This window comes from Streptomyces sp. NPDC050423 (genome assembly GCF_040655445.1).
Classification (GTDB): Bacteria; Actinomycetota; Actinomycetes; order Streptomycetales; family Streptomycetaceae; genus Streptomyces.
The window spans coordinates 295279-319032 of sequence record NZ_JBFAJY010000001.1; the positions used below are offsets into that span (position 1 = coordinate 295279).

Annotated in this window: 20 protein-coding genes and 1 riboswitch; of the genes, 9 read left to right on the plus strand and 11 right to left on the minus strand. The window is 70.3% G+C overall.

Annotated features, from left to right (window positions below; translation table 11 throughout):
- Positions 1-113: 113 nt before the first annotated feature.
- On the minus strand, positions 114-1184 hold the full coding sequence (locus AB0I52_RS01210) for an SIS domain-containing protein (protein ID WP_363067710.1): 1071 nt from the start codon (positions 1182-1184) through the stop codon (positions 114-116).
- A 219-nt stretch (positions 1185-1403) separates the two neighbouring features.
- Between AB0I52_RS01210 and nagB the strand changes: the two genes are divergently transcribed.
- Positions 1404-2189 (plus strand): glucosamine-6-phosphate deaminase, encoded by a 786-nt coding sequence (nagB, locus tag AB0I52_RS01215; protein WP_363067712.1) that lies wholly within the window; start codon positions 1404-1406, stop codon positions 2187-2189.
- Between the two features lie 243 nt (positions 2190-2432).
- Here nagB and AB0I52_RS01220 read toward each other — a convergent pair whose 3' ends face one another.
- The 4 genes from AB0I52_RS01220 to AB0I52_RS01235 form a co-directional block, all read right to left on the minus strand.
- Complete coding sequence (locus tag AB0I52_RS01220; protein WP_363067714.1) at positions 2433-3989, minus strand: glycoside hydrolase family 3 protein; 1557 nt, start codon at positions 3987-3989, stop codon at positions 2433-2435.
- A gap of 8 nt (positions 3990-3997) precedes the next feature.
- Positions 3998-4855 (minus strand): carbohydrate ABC transporter permease, encoded by an 858-nt coding sequence (locus AB0I52_RS01225; protein ID WP_363067715.1) that lies wholly within the window; start codon positions 4853-4855, stop codon positions 3998-4000.
- Positions 4852-5847 (minus strand): sugar ABC transporter permease, encoded by a 996-nt coding sequence (locus AB0I52_RS01230; RefSeq protein ID WP_363067717.1) that lies wholly within the window; start codon positions 5845-5847, stop codon positions 4852-4854. The genes AB0I52_RS01225 and AB0I52_RS01230 overlap by 4 nt, the downstream gene beginning before the upstream one ends.
- 135 nt (positions 5848-5982) lie before the next feature.
- Positions 5983-7284: a sugar ABC transporter substrate-binding protein gene (locus AB0I52_RS01235; RefSeq protein ID WP_363067719.1), complete on the minus strand. Its 1302-nt coding sequence runs from the start codon at positions 7282-7284 to the stop codon at positions 5983-5985.
- A 281-nt stretch (positions 7285-7565) separates the two neighbouring features.
- Here AB0I52_RS01235 and AB0I52_RS01240 point away from each other — a divergent pair, with 281 nt between their 5' ends.
- From AB0I52_RS01240 to AB0I52_RS01265, 6 genes are all read left to right on the plus strand, one after another.
- Positions 7566-8336 carry a GntR family transcriptional regulator gene (locus AB0I52_RS01240; RefSeq protein WP_363067835.1) on the plus strand — a complete coding sequence of 257 codons (771 nt, stop codon included), beginning with the start codon at positions 7566-7568 and terminating at the stop codon, positions 8334-8336.
- 261 nt (positions 8337-8597) lie between these two features.
- Positions 8598-8873 (plus strand): DUF3311 domain-containing protein, encoded by a 276-nt coding sequence (locus AB0I52_RS01245; protein ID WP_363067721.1) that lies wholly within the window; start codon positions 8598-8600, stop codon positions 8871-8873.
- Positions 8870-10498 carry a monocarboxylate uptake permease MctP gene (gene mctP / locus AB0I52_RS01250; protein ID WP_363067723.1) on the plus strand — a complete coding sequence of 543 codons (1629 nt, stop codon included), beginning with the start codon at positions 8870-8872 and terminating at the stop codon, positions 10496-10498. The genes AB0I52_RS01245 and mctP overlap by 4 nt, the downstream gene beginning before the upstream one ends.
- 131 nt (positions 10499-10629) lie before the next feature.
- Positions 10630-11142 carry a GNAT family N-acetyltransferase gene (locus AB0I52_RS01255; protein ID WP_363067725.1) on the plus strand — a complete coding sequence of 171 codons (513 nt, stop codon included), beginning with the start codon at positions 10630-10632 and terminating at the stop codon, positions 11140-11142.
- A gap of 58 nt (positions 11143-11200) precedes the next feature.
- A riboswitch (cobalamin riboswitch) is annotated at positions 11201-11332 on the plus strand.
- Between the two features lie 141 nt (positions 11333-11473).
- Complete coding sequence (locus tag AB0I52_RS01260) at positions 11474-13900, plus strand: ribonucleoside-diphosphate reductase subunit alpha (protein WP_363067727.1); 2427 nt, start codon at positions 11474-11476, stop codon at positions 13898-13900.
- Positions 13900-14916: a ribonucleotide-diphosphate reductase subunit beta gene (locus AB0I52_RS01265; RefSeq protein ID WP_363067729.1), complete on the plus strand. Its 1017-nt coding sequence runs from the start codon at positions 13900-13902 to the stop codon at positions 14914-14916. Before AB0I52_RS01260 ends, AB0I52_RS01265 begins: the two co-directional genes overlap by 1 nt.
- 9 nt (positions 14917-14925) lie before the next feature.
- Here AB0I52_RS01265 and AB0I52_RS01270 read toward each other — a convergent pair whose 3' ends face one another.
- Complete coding sequence (locus AB0I52_RS01270) at positions 14926-15138, minus strand: hypothetical protein (protein WP_363067731.1); 213 nt, start codon at positions 15136-15138, stop codon at positions 14926-14928.
- A gap of 81 nt (positions 15139-15219) precedes the next feature.
- On the opposite strand from AB0I52_RS01270, the gene AB0I52_RS01275 reads away from it, so the two are divergent.
- Positions 15220-16194, plus strand: a complete 975-nt coding sequence (locus AB0I52_RS01275) for a helix-turn-helix domain-containing protein (RefSeq protein ID WP_363067733.1) — start codon at positions 15220-15222, stop codon at positions 16192-16194.
- A 91-nt stretch (positions 16195-16285) separates the two neighbouring features.
- Positions 16286-18208: a family 20 glycosylhydrolase gene (locus tag AB0I52_RS01280; protein WP_363067735.1), complete on the plus strand. Its 1923-nt coding sequence runs from the start codon at positions 16286-16288 to the stop codon at positions 18206-18208.
- Positions 18209-18260: 52 nt separating this feature from the next.
- Here the strand turns inward: AB0I52_RS01280 and AB0I52_RS01285 are convergent, their stop codons facing one another.
- The 5 genes from AB0I52_RS01285 to AB0I52_RS01305 form a co-directional block, all read right to left on the minus strand.
- Positions 18261-18992, minus strand: coding sequence for a M15 family metallopeptidase (locus AB0I52_RS01285; protein ID WP_363067737.1), 732 nt, complete (start codon positions 18990-18992; stop codon positions 18261-18263).
- 165 nt (positions 18993-19157) lie between these two features.
- Positions 19158-19796 carry a peptide deformylase gene (gene def, locus AB0I52_RS01290; RefSeq protein WP_363067739.1) on the minus strand — a complete coding sequence of 213 codons (639 nt, stop codon included), beginning with the start codon at positions 19794-19796 and terminating at the stop codon, positions 19158-19160.
- A gap of 143 nt (positions 19797-19939) precedes the next feature.
- A complete protein-coding gene (locus AB0I52_RS01295) occupies positions 19940-20932 on the minus strand; it encodes a hypothetical protein (protein WP_363067837.1) in 993 nt (330 codons plus the stop codon).
- 91 nt (positions 20933-21023) lie between these two features.
- Positions 21024-22259, minus strand: a complete 1236-nt coding sequence (locus tag AB0I52_RS01300; protein ID WP_363067741.1) for an HD domain-containing protein — start codon at positions 22257-22259, stop codon at positions 21024-21026.
- The gene (locus AB0I52_RS01305; protein ID WP_363067743.1) at positions 22256-23722 is read right to left on the minus strand and encodes an HD-GYP domain-containing protein; all 1467 of its coding nucleotides are present in this window, start codon (positions 23720-23722) and stop codon (positions 22256-22258) included. Before AB0I52_RS01305 ends, AB0I52_RS01300 begins: the two co-directional genes overlap by 4 nt.
- Positions 23723-23754: the final 32 nt, after the last annotated feature.

Here is a 23754-nt window from a genome sequence, read left to right on the forward strand (position 1 = left end):
CCGGGCAGACCGCCTCCGGGCGGTCTTACTCCGGGCTGCGGTGCTGGTCGGGCTGAGGGTCCCGGCCCGGCGCCGCGGCCCGCGGGTGTCTTCCGGGCCGTCCGGCCCCCCGGTCAGTGCGTTTCGGTGACCTTCGCGAGCGCGCGCGGGGCGTCCGGGTCCTGGCCGCGGGCGATCGTCACCTCGTACGCCAGCATCTGCAGCGGCAGGATCTCCAGGATCGGCTGGACCTCCTCGGCAACCCCTGCCGTCGGCAGTACGAAGCCCGCTGACGCCGCTTGCACCTGGGCCTTCGGCCCGACCACGAAGAGGTCGGCGCCCCGTCCGCGCAACCGGTCGAGCACCGGCTGAAGGGCCTCACCGCCCCGGCCGTCGGTGACCACGGCGATCACCGGGGAGATGTTGTCGACCATGGCGAGCGGGCCGTGCAGCAGGTCGGCGCCGGAGTAGGAGAGGGCGGGGATGTAGCTCGTCTCCATCAGCTTCAGGGCGGCTTCCTTGGCCGTGGGATAGCCGTAGCCGCGCGAGGTGATCACCATGCGCTCGGCAAAGCGGTAGCGCGACGCCAGGGCCCTGACCTCGTCCTTGCGGCCCAGGATCGCCTCGGCGAGCTCCGGCAGGATCGCGGCGGCCGCGCCGTCGCCGCCGCGCAGCCCCTCCACGAACAGGTACAGGGACAGCAGCGAGGCGGTGTACGTCTTGGTGGCCGGCAGGGCCTTCTCCGGACCCGCCAGGATGTCGATGTGGTACTCGGAGACCGCGGCGAGCGGCGAGTCCGGGTTGTTGGTCACGGCCAGCGTCACCGCACCGGCCTCCCGCGCGGCCCTGGCGGACGCCACCAGGTCGGGCGAGCCGCCGGACTGGCTGACGCTGACGACCAGGACGTCCTTGAGGTCCGGCTTCGCGCCGTACGCGGTGGTGGTGGACATCGAGGCCAGACCGCACGGCAGTCCGAGCCTGATCTCGATCAGGTACTTCGCGTAGAGCGCGGCGTTGTCCGACGTGCCGCGGGCGGTGAGCAGGACGAAGCGCGGCTTGCGCGCCGCGATCTCGGCCGCCACCGCACGGATGGCAGGGGCCCCCTCGTCGAGGATGCGCCGGAGCGTCGCGGGCTGCTCGGCCATCTCGCCGGACATGATCCGGCCGGGCAGCTCGCCCTCGGGGGCCGGGTACGTGGCGGACATGTCTGGTGCCTCCCGGAGGTGTACCGATGCGTCGGCCAAGTCGAACACGGGGCACCGCGGGCCCGCCAGCGGACGGCACCCGGCGGGGAGCGCGGCACGAGTCGCTCGCAGTTCGCCGGACGGGTACCCGGGGGCCGTGTCCCCGTGCGCGCGGTCTGCTAGATTAGGAGTTTGATTGGTCTATACCACATGTAGTCACTCCAGATCGGCAGGCCCCGCGTGGAAGTTGTCATCGTCCCGGACGCCAAGGCAGGCGGCGAACTGATCGCGGGGGCCATCGGCGCCCTGCTGAGCCGCAAGCCCGACGCCCTTCTGGGCGTTGCCACCGGCTCGACCCCGCTGCCCATCTACCAGTCGCTGGCGGACAAGGTCCGCTCCGGTGCCGTGGACGCCTCACGCGTCCGCATCTGCCAGCTCGACGAGTACGTCGGGCTGCCGGCGGGCCACCCGGAGTCGTACCGCTCCGTGGTGCTGCGCGAGGTCGTCGAGCCGCTCGGCCTGTCCGAGGCCTCGTTCATGGGCCCCGACGGCTCCGCCGAGGACGTCCAAGCCGCCTGCGAGGCCTACGACAAGGCTCTCGCCGAGGCCGGCGGCGTGGACCTCCAGCTGCTGGGCATCGGCACCGACGGCCACATCGGCTTCAACGAGCCGTGCTCCTCGCTCGCCTCCCGTACCCGGATCAAGACGCTGACCGAGCAGACCCGTATCGACAACGCGCGCTTCTTCGACAACGACATCGCGCGGGTGCCGCACCACGTGATCACCCAGGGCATCGGCACGATCCTGGAGTCCCGCCACCCGATCCTGCTCGCGACGGGCGAGGGCAAGGCCGACGCGGTGGCGCAGACGGTCGAGGGGCCGGTGGCCTCGGTCGTGCCCGCGTCGGCGCTGCAACTGCATCCGCACGCGACGGTCGTGGTCGACGAGGCGGCGGCGTCGAAGCTGAAGCTGGCGGACTACTTCCGCGCCACGTTTGCGGCGAAGCCGCTGTGGCAGGGTATTTAGGCTTTCCGCGCGGAAGGGCCGGGGCACCCTGGGGTGTCCCGGCCCTTCTGTGTGCGGGGGCGTCCCGGTGGACGCGTTGTCCTCAATCGCCGGACGGACTTGATGTGTGCGGGGGCGTCCCGGTGGACGTCTTGTCCTCAATCGCCGGACGGGCTTGAATTCGGCGGCCCGACCGGCGTAAGGCCTGCCCTCAACCGCCGGACGGGCTTGAATTCGGCGGCCCGACCGGCGTAAGGCCTGCCCTCAATCGCCGGACGGGCTTGAATTCGGCGATGTGATCGTCTCTGCCGCTGCCAGGCCGCAGACCCTGGCCGCTCCGTGGGTGGCGATGTGGAAGGCGCCCCTGGGCTCGGCCTGGGGGACGCCCATCTCCACCACGATCGTGTCCGGACGCGCCGCCAGCAGCGCGTCGAGGGCCTCGGTCATCCACGGGTGGCGGTGCGCGTCACGGACCACCGCGACGATGCGCCGCTCCCCCGCGGCCCGCAGCACATCGGCCGCGAGCGCCCCGTGCTCGCTGTCGTACGTGTCCGTCCCGGTGCCCGGCGCCAGCCGGGCCAGTTCGGCGGCGACGCCCCAGGGGGTCTCGTCGCCGACCGCGATGTTCGCGACCGGGGTGAGCGCGGCGACGTACGCCGGCCCGGTGAGCGGTTCGGCCGTGCCGGTCACCACGACCGCGCGGCGGGCCGCGACCAGCCCGATGTCGGAGCCGATGCCCGTGCTGTCCCCGGTGCCGGGCGCGGTCCCCTCCTGCACTGCCGCGCCCGGCTCCGGGACAGCCCCCCTGGCCCGCCGCGTCCAGGACGCGAGGGCCCGTACCCGGGCGGCCGCGTCGGCCAGCCGCTCCTCGGGCAGCTCACCGGCACGGACCGCCGCGACCAGCGCGTCGCGCAGCCGGAGCACCGTGCTGTCGTCGTCGAGGCCGCCGCCGACACAGAGCGCGTCGGCACCCGCCGCGATCGCGAGGACCGAGCCGCGCTCGATCCCGTACGTCGAGGCGATGGCCTGCATCTCCACGGCGTCGGTGACGATCAGGCCGTCGTAACCCAGCTCCTCGCGCAGCAGACCGGTGAGGATCTGCGGGCTCAGCGTCGCCGGGTGGTGCGGGTCGAGCGCGGGAAGCAGGATATGCGCGCTCATCACCGATTTGGAACCCGCCGCGATCGCCGCCCGGAAAGGCACCAGTTCACGGGCGTGCAGGGTTTCCAGGTCCACGTCGATGCGCGGCAGCGCGTGGTGCGAGTCGACCGCGGTGTCGCCGTGCCCCGGGAAGTGCTTGGTGCAGGCGGCGACGCCGGCGGCCTGGAGGCCCTCGACGTACGCGGCGGTGTGCCGGGCGACCAGGTGGGGTTCGGCGCCGAAGGACCGTACCCCGATGACCGGGTTGCCGGGATTGGAGTTGACGTCCGCGGACGGCGCCCAGTTGAGGTTGACGCCGCAGTCGGCGAGCCGGCGGCCCAGCTCCTGGGCGACGGCGCGGGTCAGTGCCACGTCGTCGACGGAGCCGAGCGCCAGGTTGCCGGGGAAGGAGGAGCCGTGCCGCACCTCCAGCCGGGTGACGTCGCCGCCCTCCTCGTCGATCGCGACGAGCACATCGTCACGTTCGGCGCGGAGTTGGGCGGTGAGCGCGGAGAGCTGCTCGGGCGTCTCGATGTTGCGGCCGAACAGGCCGACGGAGGAGAGGCCTTCGCCGACCCGGCGCAGCAGCCAGTCCGGGGCGGTGGTGCCCGTGAACCCCGGCTGCAGAACGGCGAGGGCGTCGCGGGTGACGGTGTCCGTGGTGGATACGAGGGTGGTCATGGGTGGCGTTATCCCTTCACGGCACCGGAGGTGAGGCCGGTCGCCATGTACTTCTGCACCAGCAGGAAGAAGGCCACGACCGGGATCGCGATCAGTGTCGAGGCGGCCATCAGCGCGCCGTAGTCGATGCCACGCGAGGTCGTGAAGTTCATCAGCCACACGTTGAGGGTGTACTTGTCGTTGTCCTGGAGGACAACGTAGGCGAGGAGGTACTCGTTCCAGGCGGTGATCAGCGAGAAGATCGACGCGGCGGCGAGACCCGGAGCCAGCAGCGGGAAGGTGATCCGCCAGAAGGCGCCCATCCTGCTGCAGCCGTCGACCATGGCCGACTCCTCCAGCTCCGGCGGAATGTTGATCACGAAGCCGCGGATCATCCACGTCGCGAACGGCAGCGTGGAGACGAGGTAGATGACGATGACGCCCCAGTACTCGTTCAGCCCGCCGAGGTCGTTGAGCTGGATGTAGATGGGGATCAGCATCGCCGTCGGGGGCAGCAGCTGGACGACGAGCAGCACGATCATGAAGAACTTGCGGCCGCGGAACCGGAATCGGCCGATCGCGAACGCGGCGATCGTGGCGAGCAGCATGCCGCCGAGCACGGCGACGCCGCAGACGATCAGGCTGGACTCGATGGCCGTACCGAAGTTCGGCTGCTTGATGGCGCGGGAGAAGTTGTCGAAGGTGATCGACGTGGGCCAGAGCGTCTGGTCGTAGCTGCGGATCTCGGCGTTCGGCCGCAGGGAGCTGATGACCAGCCAGTAGACCGGGAAGGCCATCAGCACGAAGGCGACGAGGCCCGCGATGTTGTAGCCGATGCGGTGCTTCTTGCGGTCCGGGCGAAGGACCTGGGGGGTGGAGGCGCTCACTCGACCTCTCCGATCTTGAGCAGCTGGCGCAGGTAGTACACGGCGACGCCGGACAGCAGCAGGACCGTGATGAGCGAGATGGCGGCGCCCTGGCTGAACGAGTTGGACTCGAATGCCTTCTCGAACGAGTAGATACCGAGAACCGAATACTCCGGTTCCGGCTTGTTGCCGCGCATCAGGAAGATCTGGCCGAAGACGTTGAAGTCCCAGAGCACCGAGAGCGTGGCGACCATCTGGAAGACGGGCTTGATGACCGGCCAGGTGACGAAGCGGAAGACGCCTGTCGTGCCGGCTCCGTCGAGCGACGCGGCCTCTTCGAGTTCCTTGGGAACCTGGGTCAGCGCGGCGTACAGGGTGACGGAGACGAAGGGGATGGCGCCCCAGACGACGACCGCGCCGATGATGACGAAGCCCTGCTTGGGGTCGAGGAACCAGTTGTGGCCCTGTGCATCGATCCCCAGGTACTTGGTCAGCACCATGTTGATGACGCCGTAGTCGGAGTCGGCGAACCAGCGGAAGATCGAGGTGGCGACCAGCAGCGGCATCGACCAGGCGGCGACCAGCGCGGCGGTCAGCAGCAGCCGGACCCAGGTGGACATCCGCTGCATGATCATGGACAGGCCGAGGCCCGCGACCATGGTGACGACGACGCAGACCACCATGAAGATGACGGTCCGCCAGACGACGTCCCAGAACTCGCTGTCCCCGAGGATGTTGGTGAACTGGTCGAAGCCCACCCAGGGGGCCGCCGATCCGGACCACAGCTCGCGGCGGCCCACGTCCTGGAAGGACATGATGACCGTCTTGATGAAGGGCCAGACGAAGACTGCGGCGATGGCGACGAACGCCGGTGCTATGAGGAGGTACGGCAGCAGAGCGCCGGCCTTCCGCGGTTTACGGTTCACGTTCTTCGCGAGCTGAGGATCCGCACCCTCAGGGGCCCGCGGGACGGACACCGGCGGGTCGGCTGCTTTCATGTCGGCGGCACTCATTGTGCTTGCCTTCCGTTTCGGACCGGGTACCGGAGGGCGGGGGTGACAGTCCCTTTCGGGCCCGCCACCCCCGCAGACGATCAGGTGAACCGGTGACTCATGTCCTCACCGGCTCGGAATCTGTGAGCTCGGGGCTCAGGACTCCTTGTTGATCATCGAGTCGATCTCCGCGTCGGCCGCCTTGGTGACCTCCTCGACCGACTTGCCCTTGATGATGTCGAGCAGCATGATCTCGAGGGTTTCCTTCTTCTCGATCGCCGTCCAGCCCGGGGCGATCGGAGTGAACCAGGCGTCCGGCACGGCGTTGGCGATGGCCGCGGTCTCCGGCTTGTCCTTCAGGGGCTCAAGCTGCTTGGTGTTGTTCGGAAGGATGTTCTTCGAGGCGAGGACCTCCTCCGACTTCTCGGAGGTGAACATCGAGATCCACTCCTCGCCGAGGTCCTGGACCTTCGACTTGGAGATGGTGGCGAGGTCGGAGCCGCCGATGAAGGAGGGGAGCGCCTTGCCGTTCGGGCCGGGCATGCCCGCGGTGCCGATCTTGTCGGTCAGCTTCGGGTTGCCGTTCGACTTGGAGTCGACGACGCTGCCGGCCTCCCAGCCGTTGCCGTAGAGAAGAGCGGTCTTCTCGTTGGCCATGACGTTGGCGTGGTCCGCCTCGTCCTTCGTCTTGTCACCGTGGTTGTACTTCTTGACCAGGTCGACGAAGTCCGTGATGCCCTTCTGGGCCTCGGGGGTCGACAGAGTGGACTTCCACTCCTTCTTGCCCTCGTCGTACTTGGCTATCTGGCCGCCCTCGGCAGCGACGTAGGACATCGCGGCGTACCAGTAGCGGCCCGGCAGGTACAGCGGCGAGAACGCCTTGTCCTTGCCGTACTTCTCGCCGATCTTGTCCAGCGCGGCCGTCAGGTCGTCCTGGGTGGCGGGGAGGGTGTCCTTGCCGGTGCCGGCCTTGAACATGTCCTTGTTGTAGATCGCTACGCGGGCGCCGGCGTAGTAAGGAACGCAGTACTGCTTGCCCTCGAAGGCGCACGTGTCCTTCAGACCCTTGATCCAGGTGTCCGAGTTCTCGTACTTCTTCGGGTCGATCTCGCCGAGTGCCCCGTTGAGGATGTACGTCATGGTCTCGGTGTTGCCGAGCTCCACGACGTCGGGGAACTTGTCGCCGGCCAGGGCGGCGTCGAGCTTCTTGGCCTTGTCGGCCCAGGTCTGGTACTGAACGTTGACCTTGACGTTGGGGTACTTCGTCTTGAACTGGGTATTGACATCCTTCACCAGTTCGGGCCACGTGCTCTGTGCGTCCGACATCAGCCAGACGGTGAGCGATTCGTTGCGGTCCTTCGGGTCCTTCGACGATGCCTTGTCGTCGTCCGAACCACACGCTGCGATCGAAACCAACATGCCCGCGACGCCGATCGCCGCGATGAGCTTGCGCTTCACGCCACCCTCCTCAGGGATGCTGCAACCCCTGCCCACCGCGCAAAACACGTCGACGAGTACTGCTGGGGCTGGAACCTGGTCTTTAATGGTTTAGACCAGTACCGGGAGCTTGGCCTAGACCTTTAGGGGTGTCAAGGGTGTATAAGAAGTGCACTCGCGTCCGTTATAGGACCGACATCTGAGGGAGGGCGACGAGCCGTGACCGGACCGTGCCACCATGTGAGCCGCGACAGACGGAGGAGCCGGTGACGGCAGCAACGCAGCAGTCGGGAAGGCGGGCCATGGGTGCCGACGGGGGCAGTACGGAGAACGAGACGGGCGCGAGCGCGGGTACGCGCACCGCGCGCGTACCGAAGTACTACCGGCTGAAGCGACATCTCCTCGATATGACGGACACGATGCCGCCGGGCACTCCCGTGCCCCCGGAGCGGACCCTGGCCGCCGAGTTCGACACCTCGCGCACCACCGTGCGCCAGGCACTCCAGGAATTGGTCGTCGAGGGCCGGCTGGAGCGCATCCAGGGCAAGGGCACCTTCGTCGCCAAACCGAAGGTCTCACAGGCCCTGCAACTCACCTCGTACACCGAGGACATGCGCGCCCAGGGACTGGAACCGGCGTCCCAGCTACTGGACATCGGGTACGTCACGGCCGACGACACACTCGCCGGGCTCCTCGACATCACCACCGGCGGCCGCGTCCTGCGCATCGAGCGGCTGCGCCTGGCGAGCGGTGAGCCGATGGCGATCGAGACCACTCACCTCTCAGCCAAACGCTTCCCCGCACTGCGGCGCTCGCTGGTGAAGTACACCTCTCTCTACACGGCCCTGGCCGAGGTGTACGACGTGCGGCTGGCGGAGGCCGAGGAGACCATCGAGACCTCCCTCGCCACCCCGAGCGAGGCCGGGCTGCTCGGCACGGACGTCGGCCTGCCGATGCTGATGCTGTCCCGGCACTCGCTGGACGAACAGGGCGAGCCGGTCGAGTGGGTCCGTTCGGTCTACCGGGGCGACCGCTACAAGTTCGTGGCCCGCCTGAAGCGTCCACTGGACTAACGGGCGCCGCCCCGGCGCAGCAAGCCAACAGCCCCCGTGGAAGCGCTTCCACGGGGGCTTTCCGCTCTCCGGGCAGCCTCTCCGCACCGCCATTGGTCTGAACCAACTCTCCTGCGCTTAGGGCCATTTGGGCGATCCTTCCCCGCCCGGACGACCGTTGCCGGACCGCAATGCGGACAGGGGGTGACGCTGGCACGGACGCTCACTTAGATTTCCCTGCGCGTTACAACAGGTGATCAGCGAGGGGACGGAGTCGCCGCCATGTCAGCAGACCCAGAAGCAAAGCCAGCGGACCCAGAAGGAAAGCCACCCACCGTCACACCCGTGCGGGTGGTTATCGCCCTCTGCCTCATCGCGCCGTTCGTGGCGATGCTCTGGGTGAGTTCGTACGCCAAGATCGACCCGGCCTTCATCGGCATCCCGTTCTTCTACTGGTACCAGATGCTCTGGGTGCTGATCTCGACCGCACTCACGATGACCGCGTACAAGCTGTGGCAGCGTGACCAGCGCGCCCGCAAGGGGGGTGCGTCGGCATGAAGGACGGCGTGAACGGCGTCGCGCTCGGCGTCTTCATCTTCTTCTTCCTGGCCGTGACGGTCGTCGGCTTCATGGCGGCCCGCTGGCGCAAGGCCGAGAACGAGGCCAGCCTCGACGAATGGGGCCTGGGCGGACGGTCGTTCGGAACCTGGGTCACCTGGTTCCTGCTCGGCGGCGACCTCTACACCGCCTACACCTTCGTCGCCGTGCCCGCGGCGATCTACGCGGCCGGCGCGGCCGGCTTCTTCGCGGTGCCCTACACGATCCTGGTGTACCCGCTGATCTTCACCTTCCTGCCGCGCCTGTGGTCGGTCTCGCACAAGCACGGCTACGTCACCACCTCGGACTTCGTCCGCGGCCGCTTCGGCTCCAAGGGGCTCTCCCTCGCCGTCGCCGTCACCGGCATCCTCGCCACCATGCCGTACATCGCGCTCCAGCTCGTCGGCATCCAGGCGGTGCTGGACGTGATGGGCGTGGGCGGCGGCGAGAACACCAGCTGGTTCGTCAAGGACCTGCCGCTGCTGATCGCGTTCGCGGTACTCGCCGCGTACACGTACTCCTCGGGCCTGCGCGCGCCCGCGCTGATCGCGTTCGTCAAGGACGGGCTGATCTATCTGGTCATCCTCGTGGCGATCATCTACATCCCGATCAAGCTCGGCGGCTTCCACGACATCTTCGCCTCCGCGCAGGAGAAGTTCGCGGGTCCGCCGGGCGGCAAGCCGACCGGTGCGCTCGCACCCGCCAGGTCGGGGCAGTGGGGTTACGCCACGCTGGCACTGGGCTCGGCGCTGGCGCTCTTCATGTATCCGCACTCCATCACGGCGACGCTCTCCAGCCGCAGCCGCAACGTGATCCGCCGCAACACCACGATCCTGCCGCTGTACTCGCTGATGCTGGGGCTGCTCGCGCTGCTCGGCTTCATGGCGATCGCCGCCGGGGTCAAGGTGGACAACGGCCAGCTGGCGATCCCGCAGCTCTTCGAGAACATGTTCCCCGACTGGTTCGCGGGCGTGGCGTTCGCCGCCATCGGCATCGGCGCGCTCGTGCCCGCGGCGATCATGTCGATCGCGGCGGCGAACCTGTTCACCCGGAACATCTACAAGGACTTCCTGAAGCCCGACGCGACACCCGCCCAGGAGACCAAGGTCTCCAAGACGGTCTCGCTGCTGGTGAAGGTCGGCGCGCTCGCCTTCGTCCTCACCATGGACAAGACGGTCGCGATCAACTTCCAGCTGCTCGGCGGCATCTGGATCCTCCAGACGATGCCGGCCCTGGTCGGCGGCCTGTTCACCCGGTGGTTCCACCGCTGGGCGCTGCTCGCCGGCTGGGCGGTCGGCATGGTCTACGGGACGGCCGCGGCGTACGGGGTCGCCAGCCCCACCCAGGCGCACTTCGGCGGGTCCTCCAAGGAGATCCCGGGCCTCGGCGAGATCGGCTACATCGGCCTGACGGCGTTCGTGCTGAACGTCGTGGTCACCGTCGTCCTCACCTTCGTCCTGAACGCCGTGAAGGCGCCTGCCGGGGTCGACGAGACCTCGCCCGGCGACTACACCGCGGACGCGGGCGACCCGGGTGTGAAGGCCCAGCTCCCGCCGGCCACGGCCGGGGCGCCCGGCGGTCACTGACCCGTCGCGTCAACGGGCCGTCGCTCCCCCGCACCGGGGTGCGGCGGCCCGTTCGCGTGCCGGGCGCGGAGGCAGTGGCAGGCCCGGGAATTCCCGCGAACGGGCGCGCGGAGTGCGGCAGACTCCCGGGCATGGACATCACCATCAGGCCGGTCGCGCCCGCCGAGCACACGGTCCTCGGCGAGATCACCGCCGAGGCCTATCTGGGGGACGGGCTGCTGGACTTCGGCGCCGACGATCCGTATCTGGTGCAGTTGCGGGACGTCGCCCGGCGGGCCGCCGAGGCCGAGGTGCTCGTCGCGGCGGACGCACGGGGGCGGGTGCTCGGCGGCGTGACGTACGCCCCGCCGGGGAATCGGTGGGCGGACATCGCAGCCGCCGACGAGGCCGAGTTCCGGATGCTCGCGGTCTCCCGCGAGGCTCGTGGGGCCGGGGCGGGCGAGGCGCTCGTCCGGGCCTGTATCGACCGCGCACGGGCCACCGCGGGGGTCGCGGGGATCACTCTGTCGACGCAGCCGAGCATGCACGGAGCCCATAGGATCTACGGGCGCCTCGGCTTCGTACGGACCCCCGAAAGGGACTGGTATCCCATCGAGGGGCTCTCGCTGCTGACGTACCGCCTGGACCTCCGGCCGACGTCATGAAGCCGCGCTGTTGAGTTGCACGACACAACATGTGGGGGCTGCCGCATCCGACTGCCCCCACATGTATGCTCATGCTCGCTGTCGCCGCAGGGAAATCCGGTGCGAATCCGGAACTGTCCCGCAACGGTATGTTCGGTGCGCTTTTGCGCACCCGTGAGTCCGAGGACCTGCCGACAGCGCATCCGGCTCGACCGATCCGGATGCCCAGACGTCCGGGCCTCGTGGATGGGCCGGTGGACGCCGTGCGGAGTGCTGCCCTGCCCAGGGTCCGGCTCCGCCCGGCTGCCCCCGTTCCCCCGCCGGCCCAGAGCCGAGCGAGGGAGAGCACCACGTGACCATCGCGCCAGCCGATCCGGTTTCAGCGGCCGAGTCCGAAACAGCCGAGTCCGGGACGGACCGGTCCGCGGCATCCGCGAAGGACGGGCCGGGAACCGCGTTGCTGCGAACCCTCACCGGCCTCACCGCGGATCTGCCCGACACCGACCCCGGACGCGTCGCCGGCGCCGCACTGCGCGGCCGCAACGCCCGGTCGGACGAGGCCGAGCTGCGCTCGCTGGCCACCGAGGCGGCCGCGGGCCTGATCTCCGAGGACCCCGCCTACTCCCGGCTCGCCGCCCGCCTGCTCACCCGCTCCATCGCGGACGAGGCGGCCGGCCAGGGCGCGACGTCCTTCTCGGCGTCGGTCGCCGTCGGACACCGCGAGGGCCTGATCGCGGACCGCACCGCCGAGTTCGTGACCCTCCACACCGCCGCCCTCGACGCGCTGGTCGGACAGGCCCTCGCCGACGGCGCCGACGACCGATTCGGCTACTTCGGGCTGCGCACCCTGCACAGCCGCTATCTGCTGCGCCACCCGCTGACCCGCCAGGTCATCGAGACCCCGCAGCACTTCATGCTGCGGGTCGCCGCCGGGCTCGCCGATGACAACTCCGAGCGCGCCCTGGACGAGGTCGCCGCGCTGTACCGGCTGATGAGCCGGCTGGACTACCTGCCCTCCTCCCCCACGCTCTTCAACTCCGGCACCCGGCATCCGCAGATGTCCTCCTGCTACCTGCTGGACTCGCCGCTGGACGAGCTGGACTCGATCTACGACCGCTACCACCAGGTGGCGCGGCTGTCCAAGCACGCGGGCGGCATCGGCCTCTCGTACTCCCGTATCCGCGCCCGCGGTTCGCTGATCCGGGGCACCAACGGGCACTCCAACGGCATCGTCCCGTTCCTGAAGACGCTCGACGCCTCCGTCGCCGCGGTGAACCAGGGCGGCCGGCGCAAGGGCGCCGCCGCGGTCTACCTGGAGACCTGGCACGCGGACATCGAGGAGTTCCTGGAGCTGCGCGACAACACGGGCGAGGACCAGCGGCGCACGCACAACCTCAACCTGGCGCACTGGATCCCGGACGAGTTCATGCGCCGGGTCGACACGGACGGCACCTGGTCGCTGTTCTCCCCGGCCGACGTGCCCGAGCTGGTCGACCTGTGGGGCGACGCGTTCGACGCCGCGTACCGGGCGGCCGAGGCCAAGGGCCTGGCCCGCAAGACGATGCCGGCCCGTGAGCTGTACGGCCGGATGATGCGGACGCTCGCGCAGACCGGCCAGGGCTGGATGACGTTCAAGGACGCCTCCAACCGGACCGCGAACCAGACCGCCGAGCCCGGCCGCGTCGTGCACTCCTCGAACCTGTGCACGGAGATCCTCGAAGTCACCGACGACGGCGAGACGGCCGTCTGCAACCTGGGCTCGGTCAACCTCGGCGCGTTCGTCGCCGACGGCACCATCGACTGGGAGCGCCTGGACGCCACCGTCCGCACCGCGGTGACCTTCCTCGACCGGGTCGTCGACATCAACTTCTACCCGACCGAGCAGGCGGGCCGCTCCAACGCCCGCTGGCGGCCGGTGGGCCTGGGCGCGATGGGTCTCCAGGACGTCTTCTTCCAGCTGCGCCTGCCGTTCGACTCCCCCGAGGCACGGGCCCTGTCGACGAGGATCTCCGAGCGGATCATGCTCGCCGCGTACGAGGCCTCCTGCACGCTGGCCGAGCGGTCGGGCCCGCTGCCCGCCTGGTCCGAGACGCGGGCCGCCCGCGGTGTGCTGCACCCGGACCACTACGACACCGAGCTGAACTGGCCGGAGCGCTGGGACGCGCTGCGCGCCCGGATCGCGAAGACCGGGATGCGCAACTCCCTGCTCCTGGCCATCGCGCCGACGGCGACGATCGCCTCGATCGCGGGCGTGTACGAGTGCATCGAGCCGCAGGTCTCCAACCTCTTCAAGCGCGAGACGCTCAGCGGTGAGTTCCTCCAGGTCAACGCGTACCTGGTGGACGAGCTGAAGAGGCTCGGCGTGTGGGACGCGCGGACCCGTGAGGCGCTGCGCGAGGCGAGCGGCTCGGTACAGGGCTTCGCGTGGATCCCCGAGGACGTGCGGGCGCTGTACCGCACGGCGTGGGAGATCCCGCAGCGCGGACTGATCGACATGGCGGCGGCCCGTACGCCGTTCCTCGACCAGAGCCAGTCGCTGAACCTGTTCCTGGAGACGCCGACGATCGGCAAGCTCTCCTCGATGTACGCGTACGCCTGGAAGCAGGGGCTGAAGACGACGTACTACCTGCGCTCGCGCCCGGCGACCCGGATCGCCCGTGCGGCGTCCGGCCGGGCCGAGGCCGCCGCCCCCATTCCCGTACAGCAGGCGACCGCGCCCGACGCGGACGCGATCGCCTGCTCCCTCGAAAACCCCGAGTCCTGCGAGGCCTGCCAGTAATGAGCACATCCGAGAACAAGAACCTGCTCGACCCGGGCTTCGAACTGACCCTGCGGCCCATGCGCTACCCGGACTTCTACGAGCGCTACCGGGACGCGATCAAGAACACCTGGACGGTGGAGGAGGTCGACCTCCACTCCGACGTCTCCGACCTCGCCAAGCTGTCGCCGGGCGAGCAGCACATGATCGGGCGGCTCGTCGCGTTCTTCGCGACCGGTGACTCGATCGTCTCCAACAACCTCGTGCTGACGCTGTACAAGCACATCAACTCCCCCGAGGCGCGGCTGTACCTGTCGCGGCAGCTCTTCGAGGAGGCCGTGCACGTCCAGTTCTATCTGACGCTGCTCGACACCTATCTGCCCGACCCGGACGACCGGGCCGCCGCGTTCGACGCGGTCGAGGAGATCCCCTCCATCCGCGAGAAGGCGCAGTTCTGCTTCAAGTGGATGGACTCCGTCGAGAAGATGGACCAGCTGGAGACGCAGGCCGACCGGCGCCGCTTCCTGCTGAACCTGATCTGCTTCGCGGCGTGCATCGAGGGGCTGTTCTTCTACGGCGCGTTCGCGTACGTCTACTGGTTCCGCTCGCGCGGCCTGCTGCACGGCCTCGCCACGGGGACGAACTGGGTCTTCCGTGACGAGACCATGCACATGAGCTTCGCGTTCGAGGTCGTGGACACCGTCCGCAAGGAGGAGCCGGAGCTCTTCGACGATGCCCTCCAGCAGCAGGTCACCGACATGCTGAGGGAGGCCGTCGAGGCGGAGCTCCAGTTCGGCCGCGACCTGTGCGGCGAGGGGCTGCCGGGCATGAACACCGAGTCCATGCGCGAGTACCTGGAGTGCGTCGCCGACCAGCGGCTCGCGCGGCTGGGTTTCCCCGCGGTGTACGGATCGCAGAACCCGTTCTCGTTCATGGAGCTCCAGGGTGTCCAGGAGCTGACGAACTTCTTCGAGCGCCGCCCCTCCGCGTACCAGGTGGCGGTCGAGGGCACGGTCGGCTTCGACGACGAGTTCTGAACCCTCCGCCTAGCCCCTCGCCCAGCTCCTGACGTACGGACGCCGTGCGGCCTTCACCGGCCGTGCGGCGTCCGCCGTTTGCGGTGGTGCGGTTCTCCGGCCCCGTTCCGCCTCCCGGAGCGCGCGGTCGATGCGCAGTTCGCGGGCGATGCCGATCAGCGCCGGAAGCAGGACGAGAGCGATAACAGCTGATATGCCCAGGAGGTTCAGGAATGTGTTCATGCCTCTACTGTCGTCCGGCCGGGCCGAATCCGTCAGTGGCAGGACTGTCATAAGACCTCGAATTCCTGCCACACTGAGGACATGCTGAAGAATGTCGCCGCGCTGCTCCTCGACGAGGTCAACCCCTTCGAACTCGGCGTGATCTGCGAGGTGTTCGGGCTCGACCGCAGCGAAGAGGGCCTCCCGGTGCACGACTTCGCCGTGGTCTCCGCCGAGGGCCCCGTGCTGCGGACCCACGCCGGGTTCACCATCAGCACCCCGTACGGGCTCGACCGCCTGGAGGAGGCCGACCTCATCGCCGTACCGGCCGGCGGCCACTACGCGGAGCGGGAGTACCCGGAGGAGGTTCTGGACGCCCTGCGCCGGGCCGTGGACCGCGGTGCCCGGGTCCTGAGCGTCTGCTCGGGGGCGTACGTGCTGGGCGCGGCCGGACTGCTGGACGGCCGCCGCTGCACCACGCACTGGCGGCACGCCGACGACCTGGCCCGCCGCTTCCCGCTGGCGGTCGTCGAGCCGGACGTGCTGTACGTGGACGAGGGCTCCGTCATCACCTCGGCGGGCACGGCCGCGGGGATCGACGCCTGTCTGCACCTGGTCCGCCAGGCCTACGGCCCCGCCGCCGCCAACACCATCGCCCGCCGCATGGTGGTGCCGCCGCACCGCGACGGCGGTCAGGCGCAGTACATCCAGCGGCCGCTGCCCCGCGACCGCTGCGACACGGTCGGCGACACCCTCGCCTGGATGGAACGGCACCTCGACCGGGAGGTGACCATCGAACAGCTCGCCGCCCAGGCGCACATGTCGCCGCGCACCTTCGCCCGGCGCTTCCAGCAGGAGACGGGCACCACGCCCTACCGCTGGCTGCTGCGTCAACGGGTGCTGCTGGCACAGCACCTCCTGGAGACATCGGATGAAACGATGGACACGATCGCCGGGCAGACCGGCTTCGGCAACGCCGCCGCGCTGCGCCATCAGTTCGTACGCTCGTTGGACACCACGCCACATGCGTACCGGCGGGCCTTCCGCGGCCCCGCCGCCGTGAACGAAGTTGCCTGATCCCCACCCGAGGTGACCTCCGATCATTCGTCCAACCGTTTCCCGCATCTGTCCATGGACCGGGTCCCGGCGAGGGGCCAGGGTCTGACGGATGGACATCCGGACGGCAAGACGAAGGATCATCGGGGCCGTGGTGGCCGCGCTCGCCGCCACTCTGCTGCCCTGGCAGAGCGCCTCGGCCGTGGACGCGCCGGCGGCGGCGCCCCCGCCCGAGGTGCTGCCCTCGCTGCGGCAGTGGCAGCCCGGCGAGGGGGAGTTCATCCTCACCGACCGGGCCAGGATCGTGCTGGACGGGGTACGGGAGCAGCGCACCGCCGACGACGCCAAGAGGTTCGCGGGCGAGCTGAACGGGCACCCCTCGGTGTCGCGGGGCCGGTCCACGGCCCGGTCCGGGGACATCGTGCTGCGCCAGGACGCCTCCCTGAAGGGGGCGTTGGGCGCCGAGGGCTACCGGCTCGATGTCGGCGACCGGGTCACGGTCACCGCCGCGACCTCCACGGGGGTGTTCTACGGTTCGCGCACCGTCCTCCAGTTGCTGAACGACGACGGCCGCGCGGCACGGGGTTCGGCGACCGACGTGCCCGCGTACCGCGAGCGCGGGGTCGGGGTCTGCGCCTGCTACATCAACGTCTCGCTCCCCTGGTTCGAGCGGCTGATGAAGGACATGGCCTCCCAGAAGCTGAACCAGCTCTGGATCGAGGCGAAGGTCAGGAGCGACACCGACCCGGAGTCGGCGTTCTGGGGCTACTACACCAAGCCGCAGATCCGCTCCCTGGCCGCGATGGCGAAGAAGTACCACATCGACCTGGTGCCGGAGATCAACTCCCCCGGCCACATGGACACCTACCTGGAGAACCACCCGGAGCTCCAGCTCAAGGACAAGAACGGCGTCGCCTCGCCGCCCCGGCTGGACATCTCGCGGCCCGAGGCGCTGACGTACTACACGTCCCTGGTGGACGAGGCCCTGAAGGTGTGGGACACCCGCACCTGGCACATGGGCGCCGACGAGTACATGATCGGCTCCTCGTATCCGGACTACCCGCAACTGCAGACCGCCGCGACCGCGAGGTTCGGCGCCTCGGCCACCCCGGACGATCTCTTCGTCGACTTCATCAACCAGGTCAACGAGCACGTGAAGGCCGGCGGCCGGTCGCTGCGGATCTGGAACGACGGACTGGTCGGCCACAACGGCATCGTGCCGCTTGACCGCGACATCGCCGTCGAGCACTGGCTGGGCGGCGGCGCCATCCAGCAGCCGTCCGAGCTGCTGGCCGAGGGCCGTCCGGTGATGAACTCCGCGTACTCCCTCTACCTGGTGCGCGGCGGCTTCACGATGGACACGCGGAAGCTGTACGAGAGCGACTGGACGCCCCTGCGCTTCGAGGGCCAGACGCTGCCCGCCACGGCGGCGAACCTGACCGGCGCGAAGATCAGCCTCTGGCCGGACAGCGCGGCGGCCGAGACCGAGAACGAGGTCGAGGGAAAGGTCTTCATGCCGCTGCGCTTCATCGCGCAGGCCACCTGGGGCGGCCCGAAGCCGAGTGAGACGTACGCCGGTTTCGAGGCCCTGGCCCGGCGGATCGGTCACGCGCCCGGCTGGGAGAACACCGACCGCACCCCCCTCGCCGACGGCACCTACCGGCTTGACGCCGGCGCGAAGGCGCTCGCGCCCGGCGTGGACTCCGGGGTGTCCCTGACCCGGGGCGCGACGGCCGGCTGGACGCTCACGGCGACCGACGACGGGTACTACACGGTCCGCTCGGCCGAGAGCGGCCAGTGCCTGGACGCGGTGCGCGGGAAGAAGTACCTGGGCGCCCCGCTGGCGGTGGGGGCCGAGCTGTCGCTCGGGGCCTGCGCGGCGGGCGCGCGCACCCAGCGCTGGCAGCTGGACGCCGGGGCCGGTGCGCTGGTCCTGCGCAACGCCGTCTCGCAGCTGCGGCTGACGGAGCGAGCCGCGGACGGCGCCGCGGTGCAGACGACGGGCGGGACGCGCCTGACGGCGAATTCCGCCTGACGCACGGCAGTGGGGCCCGCCGGTGCGGCGGGCCCCACATGTGTGCCGGAGGTCAGATACCGCAGTTCGGCGCCGACCAGAAGTGGCTCGGCCCCTGGTTCACGTGGATGTGGTCGCCGTGGTCCGGGTAGCCCGGTCCGAGGATCCCGTTGAACCCGTGGTTGCGGGCCTGCTGGGCGATGGTGCACAGGGGGAGTCCGCCCAGATCGGCCGCGTCGCCGTACAGATGACGGCTGCCGGCCGCGCCGCCGACCGCGCTGTTGCAGGACGTGGAGCGGAAGCCGCTGTTGATCCGGATGGGGTGGTCACCGAGCGCGTGGCGCAGCGCCTCCAGCTTCCACATGGTGCTCAGCGCGTTGGCTTTCGCCGTGCCCGCCGCGACGGCGCCTCCCGCCCAGGTGCTGTTGCAGGTGTTGTGCTCGGCGTAGGTGAAGTGGATGGGCGTGCAGTCGTTGTCCTGGAGTGCGTAGAGCTTGGCCTGGGTGGCGGGGCCGGCGACTCCGTCGGCGGCCAGCCCGTAGGCGGCCTGGAAGCGCTTGACGGCAGCCGTGGTGGCCGGTCCGTAGGAGCCGTCGACGGCGAGTACGGAGTTGTATCCGGGGTATCCGGCGACCCTGATCTGGAGCTGGACGACATCGTTGCCGGTGGCGCCGGAGGACAGGGTGCGGGTCCAGGTGTAGCAGCCGTCGGCCTGTGCGGTGCCGGCCGTGACGACGGCCCCGCCCAAGGCGAAAGCCATGGTCATGACAAGGCCGAGCAGAAGTCTTGCGGAACGTCTGAGCATGGGGGGCTCCCTACCACGACGAAGGTGTGGACAGAGAGACTGTCGGACGAGTCGACGCGCGTCAACTATGCACAGGAGACGGGCGGTTGAAGTTCCGGAAAAGCGGCGGGGGCCCTGCCCGGCGTACCGGCGCAGGGCCCCCGCGCAGTGGCGCGCTCAGCCGGTTCAGCCGTTGGGCACGATCTCGTAGCGCGGGGTGTTCTCCTCCATCTGCCGGAGCGCGTCCTTGCGGTCGCGCTTGGAGAGCCGGTCGATGTAGAGATAGCCGTACAGGTGGTCCGTCTCGTGCTGGAGGCAGCGGGCGAAGTAGCCGTTGCCCCGCACCTTGACCGGGTTGCCCTTCGCGTCCTGTCCGCGCACCACCGCGTAGTCCGGGCGGGCCAGCGAGGCGTACGCCGTCGGGACCGAGAGGCAGCCCTCGTTGGCGTCGTCCAGGACGCGCTCCTCGGGCGGCAGCTCGTCGAGCACCGGGTTGCAGATGACGCCGGTGTGCCGCACCCCGTCGTCGTCCGGGCAGTCGTAGACGAAGACCTTGAGGTCCACCCCGATCTGGTTGGCGGCCAGGCCCACACCCTCCGCCGCCCGCTGGCTGGCGAACATGTCGTCGATCAGCGTGGCCAGCTCGTCGTCGAAAGCCGTGACGTCCTTGCACTCCTTGTGCAGGACAGGGTTGCCCACGACCGTGATCGGGTGCGAGGTGCCGCGCTCGCGGTATGCCGCCTCACGCGCCTCGCAGTCCTCGGTGTCGACGAGGAACCCCTCGTCGTCGACGCTGATCTGCTCGTCCGTCTCCTGCTGCGCCATGTCCGCCGTACGCCTTCCTCACAACGTGAAACCCGGGGTCCGCGGCTCGCGAGAACCCGGGCGCCCGAGCACCGGAATCGGTGCGCGTACAGCCTAACGACCTGATCCGCTCCCTATCGTGCACCAGGTCGTAAGGGCACCGGTCAGCAGACTTCTTCGAGATCCCGCCACTCACGGCTGTCCGGGCTGTCCGCCACCCAGCCGTCCAGCAGGCCGCGCACCAGCCCGGCGGGCGCCGCCAGCCCGCACTCACGCTCCGGCACCCACAGCTCACCGGCGGTGCGGTGCCTCAGCGGTCCGGGGTGGCCCGGCTCACTGTGATCGTGCGGGTCGAGGTGCTCGCCGTCGCCCTCGTCGCTCTCCATCCGGCTCTCCGAGCAGGCCCGGCAGAGCAGCCGCACGGACGAGGACCAGTCCTCGGCGGCGAAACCGGCGTCGGACGCCAGCTGCTCCAGGGCGTCCCGGTCCGCCTCGGTGGCGGCTTCGAGAAGCACCACCCAGGTCGGCACGGGGGACGGCGCCCACAGCTCGATCTCGTCGAAGACGGGGTACGAGGGCCCGGCCACGGTGATCCGCTCGCCGTTCGGCACCCCGTCGTGCAGCACGACCTCGCCCCAGCGCCGCCCGGAGGAGGGCAGCGGGATCGACAGCACTTCCATCCGCGCCGGATCAAGCCTGCGGCCCCACACGACCTCGGCCTCGCCCTCGGGCGACAGCCGTACGGCCGCGCTGCCCAGCTCCATGCCGACCGGCTCGCTGTTGGAGGCCGGGGTCTGCTGCCCGCCGCCTGGCACCTTCAGCCCGTACGCCTGCCAGGCCCGGCGCGCCAGCGGCCAGTCCTGCAGCGCGGTGGCGGCGATCCCGACGTTCCACCAGTCGGGGGCGCCGGACTCCTTGTCGAGCAGCGCGACGGCCCGCAGCCCGGCGGCCCGCGCCTGCTCCCAGTCATGCCGGAACTTGTGCAGCAGCGCCAGGTTGAACCATGACTCGGAGAGCCAGGGCTCCAGGTCCGCCGCACGCGTCAGCAATGCGCCCGCGTCCTCGTACCGGCCGTCGCCGATCAGCGTGAACGCGCGGTCCGTGGCCTGCCGCCAAGAGGCGGAGGGCCGATGCCGTACCTTCCCGAAGATCCTCACGATTCCCGCCTGTCCCCACTGGACACCCTCGTTTTTCGCTCTCATTCGCATCCAACCATGCCCGGCCGGACGCCCGCTCATTACCCATGGGTTACCCAGGCGGGACGGGGGCCAGACCGCCCCTCGCCAGAACCCGGGCGAGCGATTCCACGACCTGGGGCTGGTAGTCGTGGCCGGTCCCGAGCCTGAGCTGTTCCAGCGCGCCGAGCGGCCCGCCGATACTTTCCCCGCACAGGTCGTCGTATGCGTTGACCGCCCTGACGATCCTGGCGGACAGCGGCTGCTCGCGGTAGGGGTCCGCCTGGCGTTCCACCACGACCGCGACCTTCGCGTCGACCCCGGTCTGGCGGACCACGGCCCCGCCGAGCAGGGCGATCCGGCGCTGCTCGACGGCGGGCAGCGTGGCGGTGGCCCCCTCCCTGACCGGGTCGACGAGCGAGAGCTGGCCGATGTCGTGCATCAGGGCCGCGTACTCCAGGACCGTGAGCTCGGGTCCGGAGAGCCCCAGCTCACGGCCGACGGCCGTGCAGAGCTCCGCCACCCTGCGGGCGTGGCCGTGCGGGGTGTACCCGGCGATCTCGGTGGAGCGGGCGAGCGAGGCGATGGTCTGCCGGTAGGTGGTGCGCACGGCGACGAAGCGGCGGAACGACACCTGGGTGAGCAGCAGCGGTACGCACAGCACGGGCAGCGCCCACAGCCCGGCCGCGGCGACCCCGAGCGCCATGACCGCGCCCGTCGCACAGACCGCCGATCCGATGCCGGTCAGGGCCCGCAGCTCGTCGCGGAGCAGCGGGCCGTACGGGACGGGGGTGCCGGCCCGCAGCAGCAGGGCGCCCAGCACGGCGTCGCACAGCGCGGTGAGGCCGAGCAGCAGGAGCAGGAAGGCCGCGTAGTACGGCCCGTCGCCGAACCAGCTCTCGGACCGGCCGGAGTTGTAGAGCGGCTGGAAGCACACCGCCGCGAAGGCGACGGTCAGGATGCGGCGGGCCACCTGGTCCGCACCGGGTCCGCTGCCGCGTGCGACATGGGGCACGGAGGCGACCAGCTGGGCCGCGACGAGCACGGCGATCACCTGGAGCACGCCCTGGCCGGTGGGCTCCCCGCCGCTGCGGCCGAGCAGGGCGTACGCGAGCGCCCCGGCGGCGCCGAGCGGTGCGGGCTCCCGTTCCCCGGGCAGGGCGCCCCAGCGGGCCAGCTCGCCGATCGTGATGAGCACCCCGAAGGCGAGCGCGTGGCCGGGGTCGTGGACCCCGAGCCAGAGGGTGTGCCCGAGCGCGGCGGCGGCGAGCGCGAGGGCGGCACCGCGCACGGCCGGGGTGGCGCTCACCGCTCGGACAGCCGGGAGGGCGGGGGCGGCACACCCGAACCAAGCCCACCGTCCGCCGACGACGGCGACGCGCCACCATCAAGCCGGTCCGGCGATTGAGGACGAACCGGCCCCCGGACGGCCCCGGGACCCACGCCCCGCCCCTCGCCACGCGCCCCCGGCACCTCCGCCCCCGTCACGGCGGACGACACCCACCCGTGCCGCTCCAGGCCGCGCGCCAGCGCCCGTACCATCTGCGGATCGAACTGGGTGCCGGCACACCGCTTGAGCTCCTCCACGGCGAGGGGCACCGGCCGCCCCGGCCGGTAGGACCGGGTCGAGGTCATCGCGTCGAAGGCGTCGGCGACGGCGACCACGCGGGCGAACTCGGGGATCTCGCGGCCGGCCAGCCCGTAGGGGTACCCGCTGCCGTCGAGCCGTTCGTGGTGGTGCAGGATCGCGGCCCGCGCCTCACCGAGGAAGCCGATGCCCCGGACGATCTCGTGCCCGTACTCCGGGTGCAGCTCGATCACCCGCCGTTCCTCCGGCGTGAGCGGCCCGTCCTTGCGCAGCACCCGGGTCGGCACGCCGAGCTTGCCGACGTCGTGCAGGATGCCGGCGAACCGGAGCACCTCGACGCGGTCCCGCGCCATGCCCAGCTCATCCGCGATCAGCACGGAGGCGCGCCCCACCCGCTCGCTGTGGCCCCGGGTGTAGGTGTCCTTGATGTCGACGGCCTGCACCAGGGCCCTGATCGTGGCGCGGTGCGCGGCGTGCTCGCGGTGGTACTGGGCGAAGACCCAGCAGGAGATGTACATCGGCAGCAGGACGAAGAGCGCGGCCAGCGGCCCGTACGAGCTGCTCCACAGGACCGCCATCATCAGTCCGGCGAGGCCGTGCACGAGGTGGGGGCCGAGCGAGCGCGGCAGCAGCCCGCTCCAGGCGCGCCGGAGGGGCAGCTGCTCGGCCGCGGCCAGGATCGAGCCGTCCAGCGCGCTCAGCACGAGGCTGAAGGCCAGTGCGGCCGCGCAGGCAGGCAGAGCCGCGTACGGGAGGTCGGGCAGCCGACCGGGTCCGGAGCCGCCGAGCGCGGCGGGACCGCCGAGCAGGACGTGGACGCGGGAGGCCACCCAGACGGCGAGGGCGAGCTGTGCCGCCCGCCAGACGCGGCGGGCGGCGGCCGGGGGTTCCTCCACCCGGCCGACGAGTGAGCCGGGTATCGCGACCAGTGCCGCGGTGGCCGGCGGCAGCAGAAAGGCGGCGGCGAGCAGCAGCGGAAAGAACGATCCGGCACTGACCGGCACGGAACCGCCGAAGAAGGGGCAGCGGCCGGGAAGTTCACAGGCCAGGTAGAGCCCGGTGAGCGGTCCGAGGGTGGTCCACGGGATGCCCGCGCCGGGACGCAGCGCGGGCAGCACGCACAGGCCTGCGCAGAGCGCGACGGCCAGGATGTACGCCCGCGCCGCGCCGCGTATGGCTCTCACCCGTTCCGCCCGCCCCCCAGCATCGCCAATGG

Excerpts from the sequence above, each read along its gene's own strand:
- AB0I52_RS01280 (WP_363067735.1), top strand. The coding sequence starts at position 16,286 with ATGGACATCCGGACGGCAAGACGAAGGATCATCGGGGCCGTGGTGGCC.
- AB0I52_RS01240 (WP_363067835.1), top strand. The coding sequence starts at position 7,566 with ATGGGTGCCGACGGGGGCAGTACGGAGAACGAGACGGGCGCGAGCGCG.
- AB0I52_RS01285 (WP_363067737.1), bottom strand. The coding sequence starts at position 18,992 with ATGCTCAGACGTTCCGCAAGACTTCTGCTCGGCCTTGTCATGACCATG.
- AB0I52_RS01245 (WP_363067721.1), top strand. The coding sequence starts at position 8,598 with ATGTCAGCAGACCCAGAAGCAAAGCCAGCGGACCCAGAAGGAAAGCCA.
- mctP (WP_363067723.1), top strand. The coding sequence starts at position 8,870 with ATGAAGGACGGCGTGAACGGCGTCGCGCTCGGCGTCTTCATCTTCTTC.
- AB0I52_RS01210 (WP_363067710.1), bottom strand. The coding sequence starts at position 1,184 with ATGTCCGCCACGTACCCGGCCCCCGAGGGCGAGCTGCCCGGCCGGATC.
- AB0I52_RS01230 (WP_363067717.1), bottom strand. The coding sequence starts at position 5,847 with ATGAGTGCCGCCGACATGAAAGCAGCCGACCCGCCGGTGTCCGTCCCG.
- AB0I52_RS01270 (WP_363067731.1), bottom strand. The coding sequence starts at position 15,138 with ATGAACACATTCCTGAACCTCCTGGGCATATCAGCTGTTATCGCTCTC.
- AB0I52_RS01265 (WP_363067729.1), top strand. The coding sequence starts at position 13,900 with ATGAGCACATCCGAGAACAAGAACCTGCTCGACCCGGGCTTCGAACTG.
- AB0I52_RS01255 (WP_363067725.1), top strand. The coding sequence starts at position 10,630 with ATGGACATCACCATCAGGCCGGTCGCGCCCGCCGAGCACACGGTCCTC.
- def (WP_363067739.1), bottom strand. The coding sequence starts at position 19,796 with ATGGCGCAGCAGGAGACGGACGAGCAGATCAGCGTCGACGACGAGGGG.
- AB0I52_RS01220 (WP_363067714.1), bottom strand. The coding sequence starts at position 3,989 with ATGACCACCCTCGTATCCACCACGGACACCGTCACCCGCGACGCCCTC.
- AB0I52_RS01275 (WP_363067733.1), top strand. The coding sequence starts at position 15,220 with ATGCTGAAGAATGTCGCCGCGCTGCTCCTCGACGAGGTCAACCCCTTC.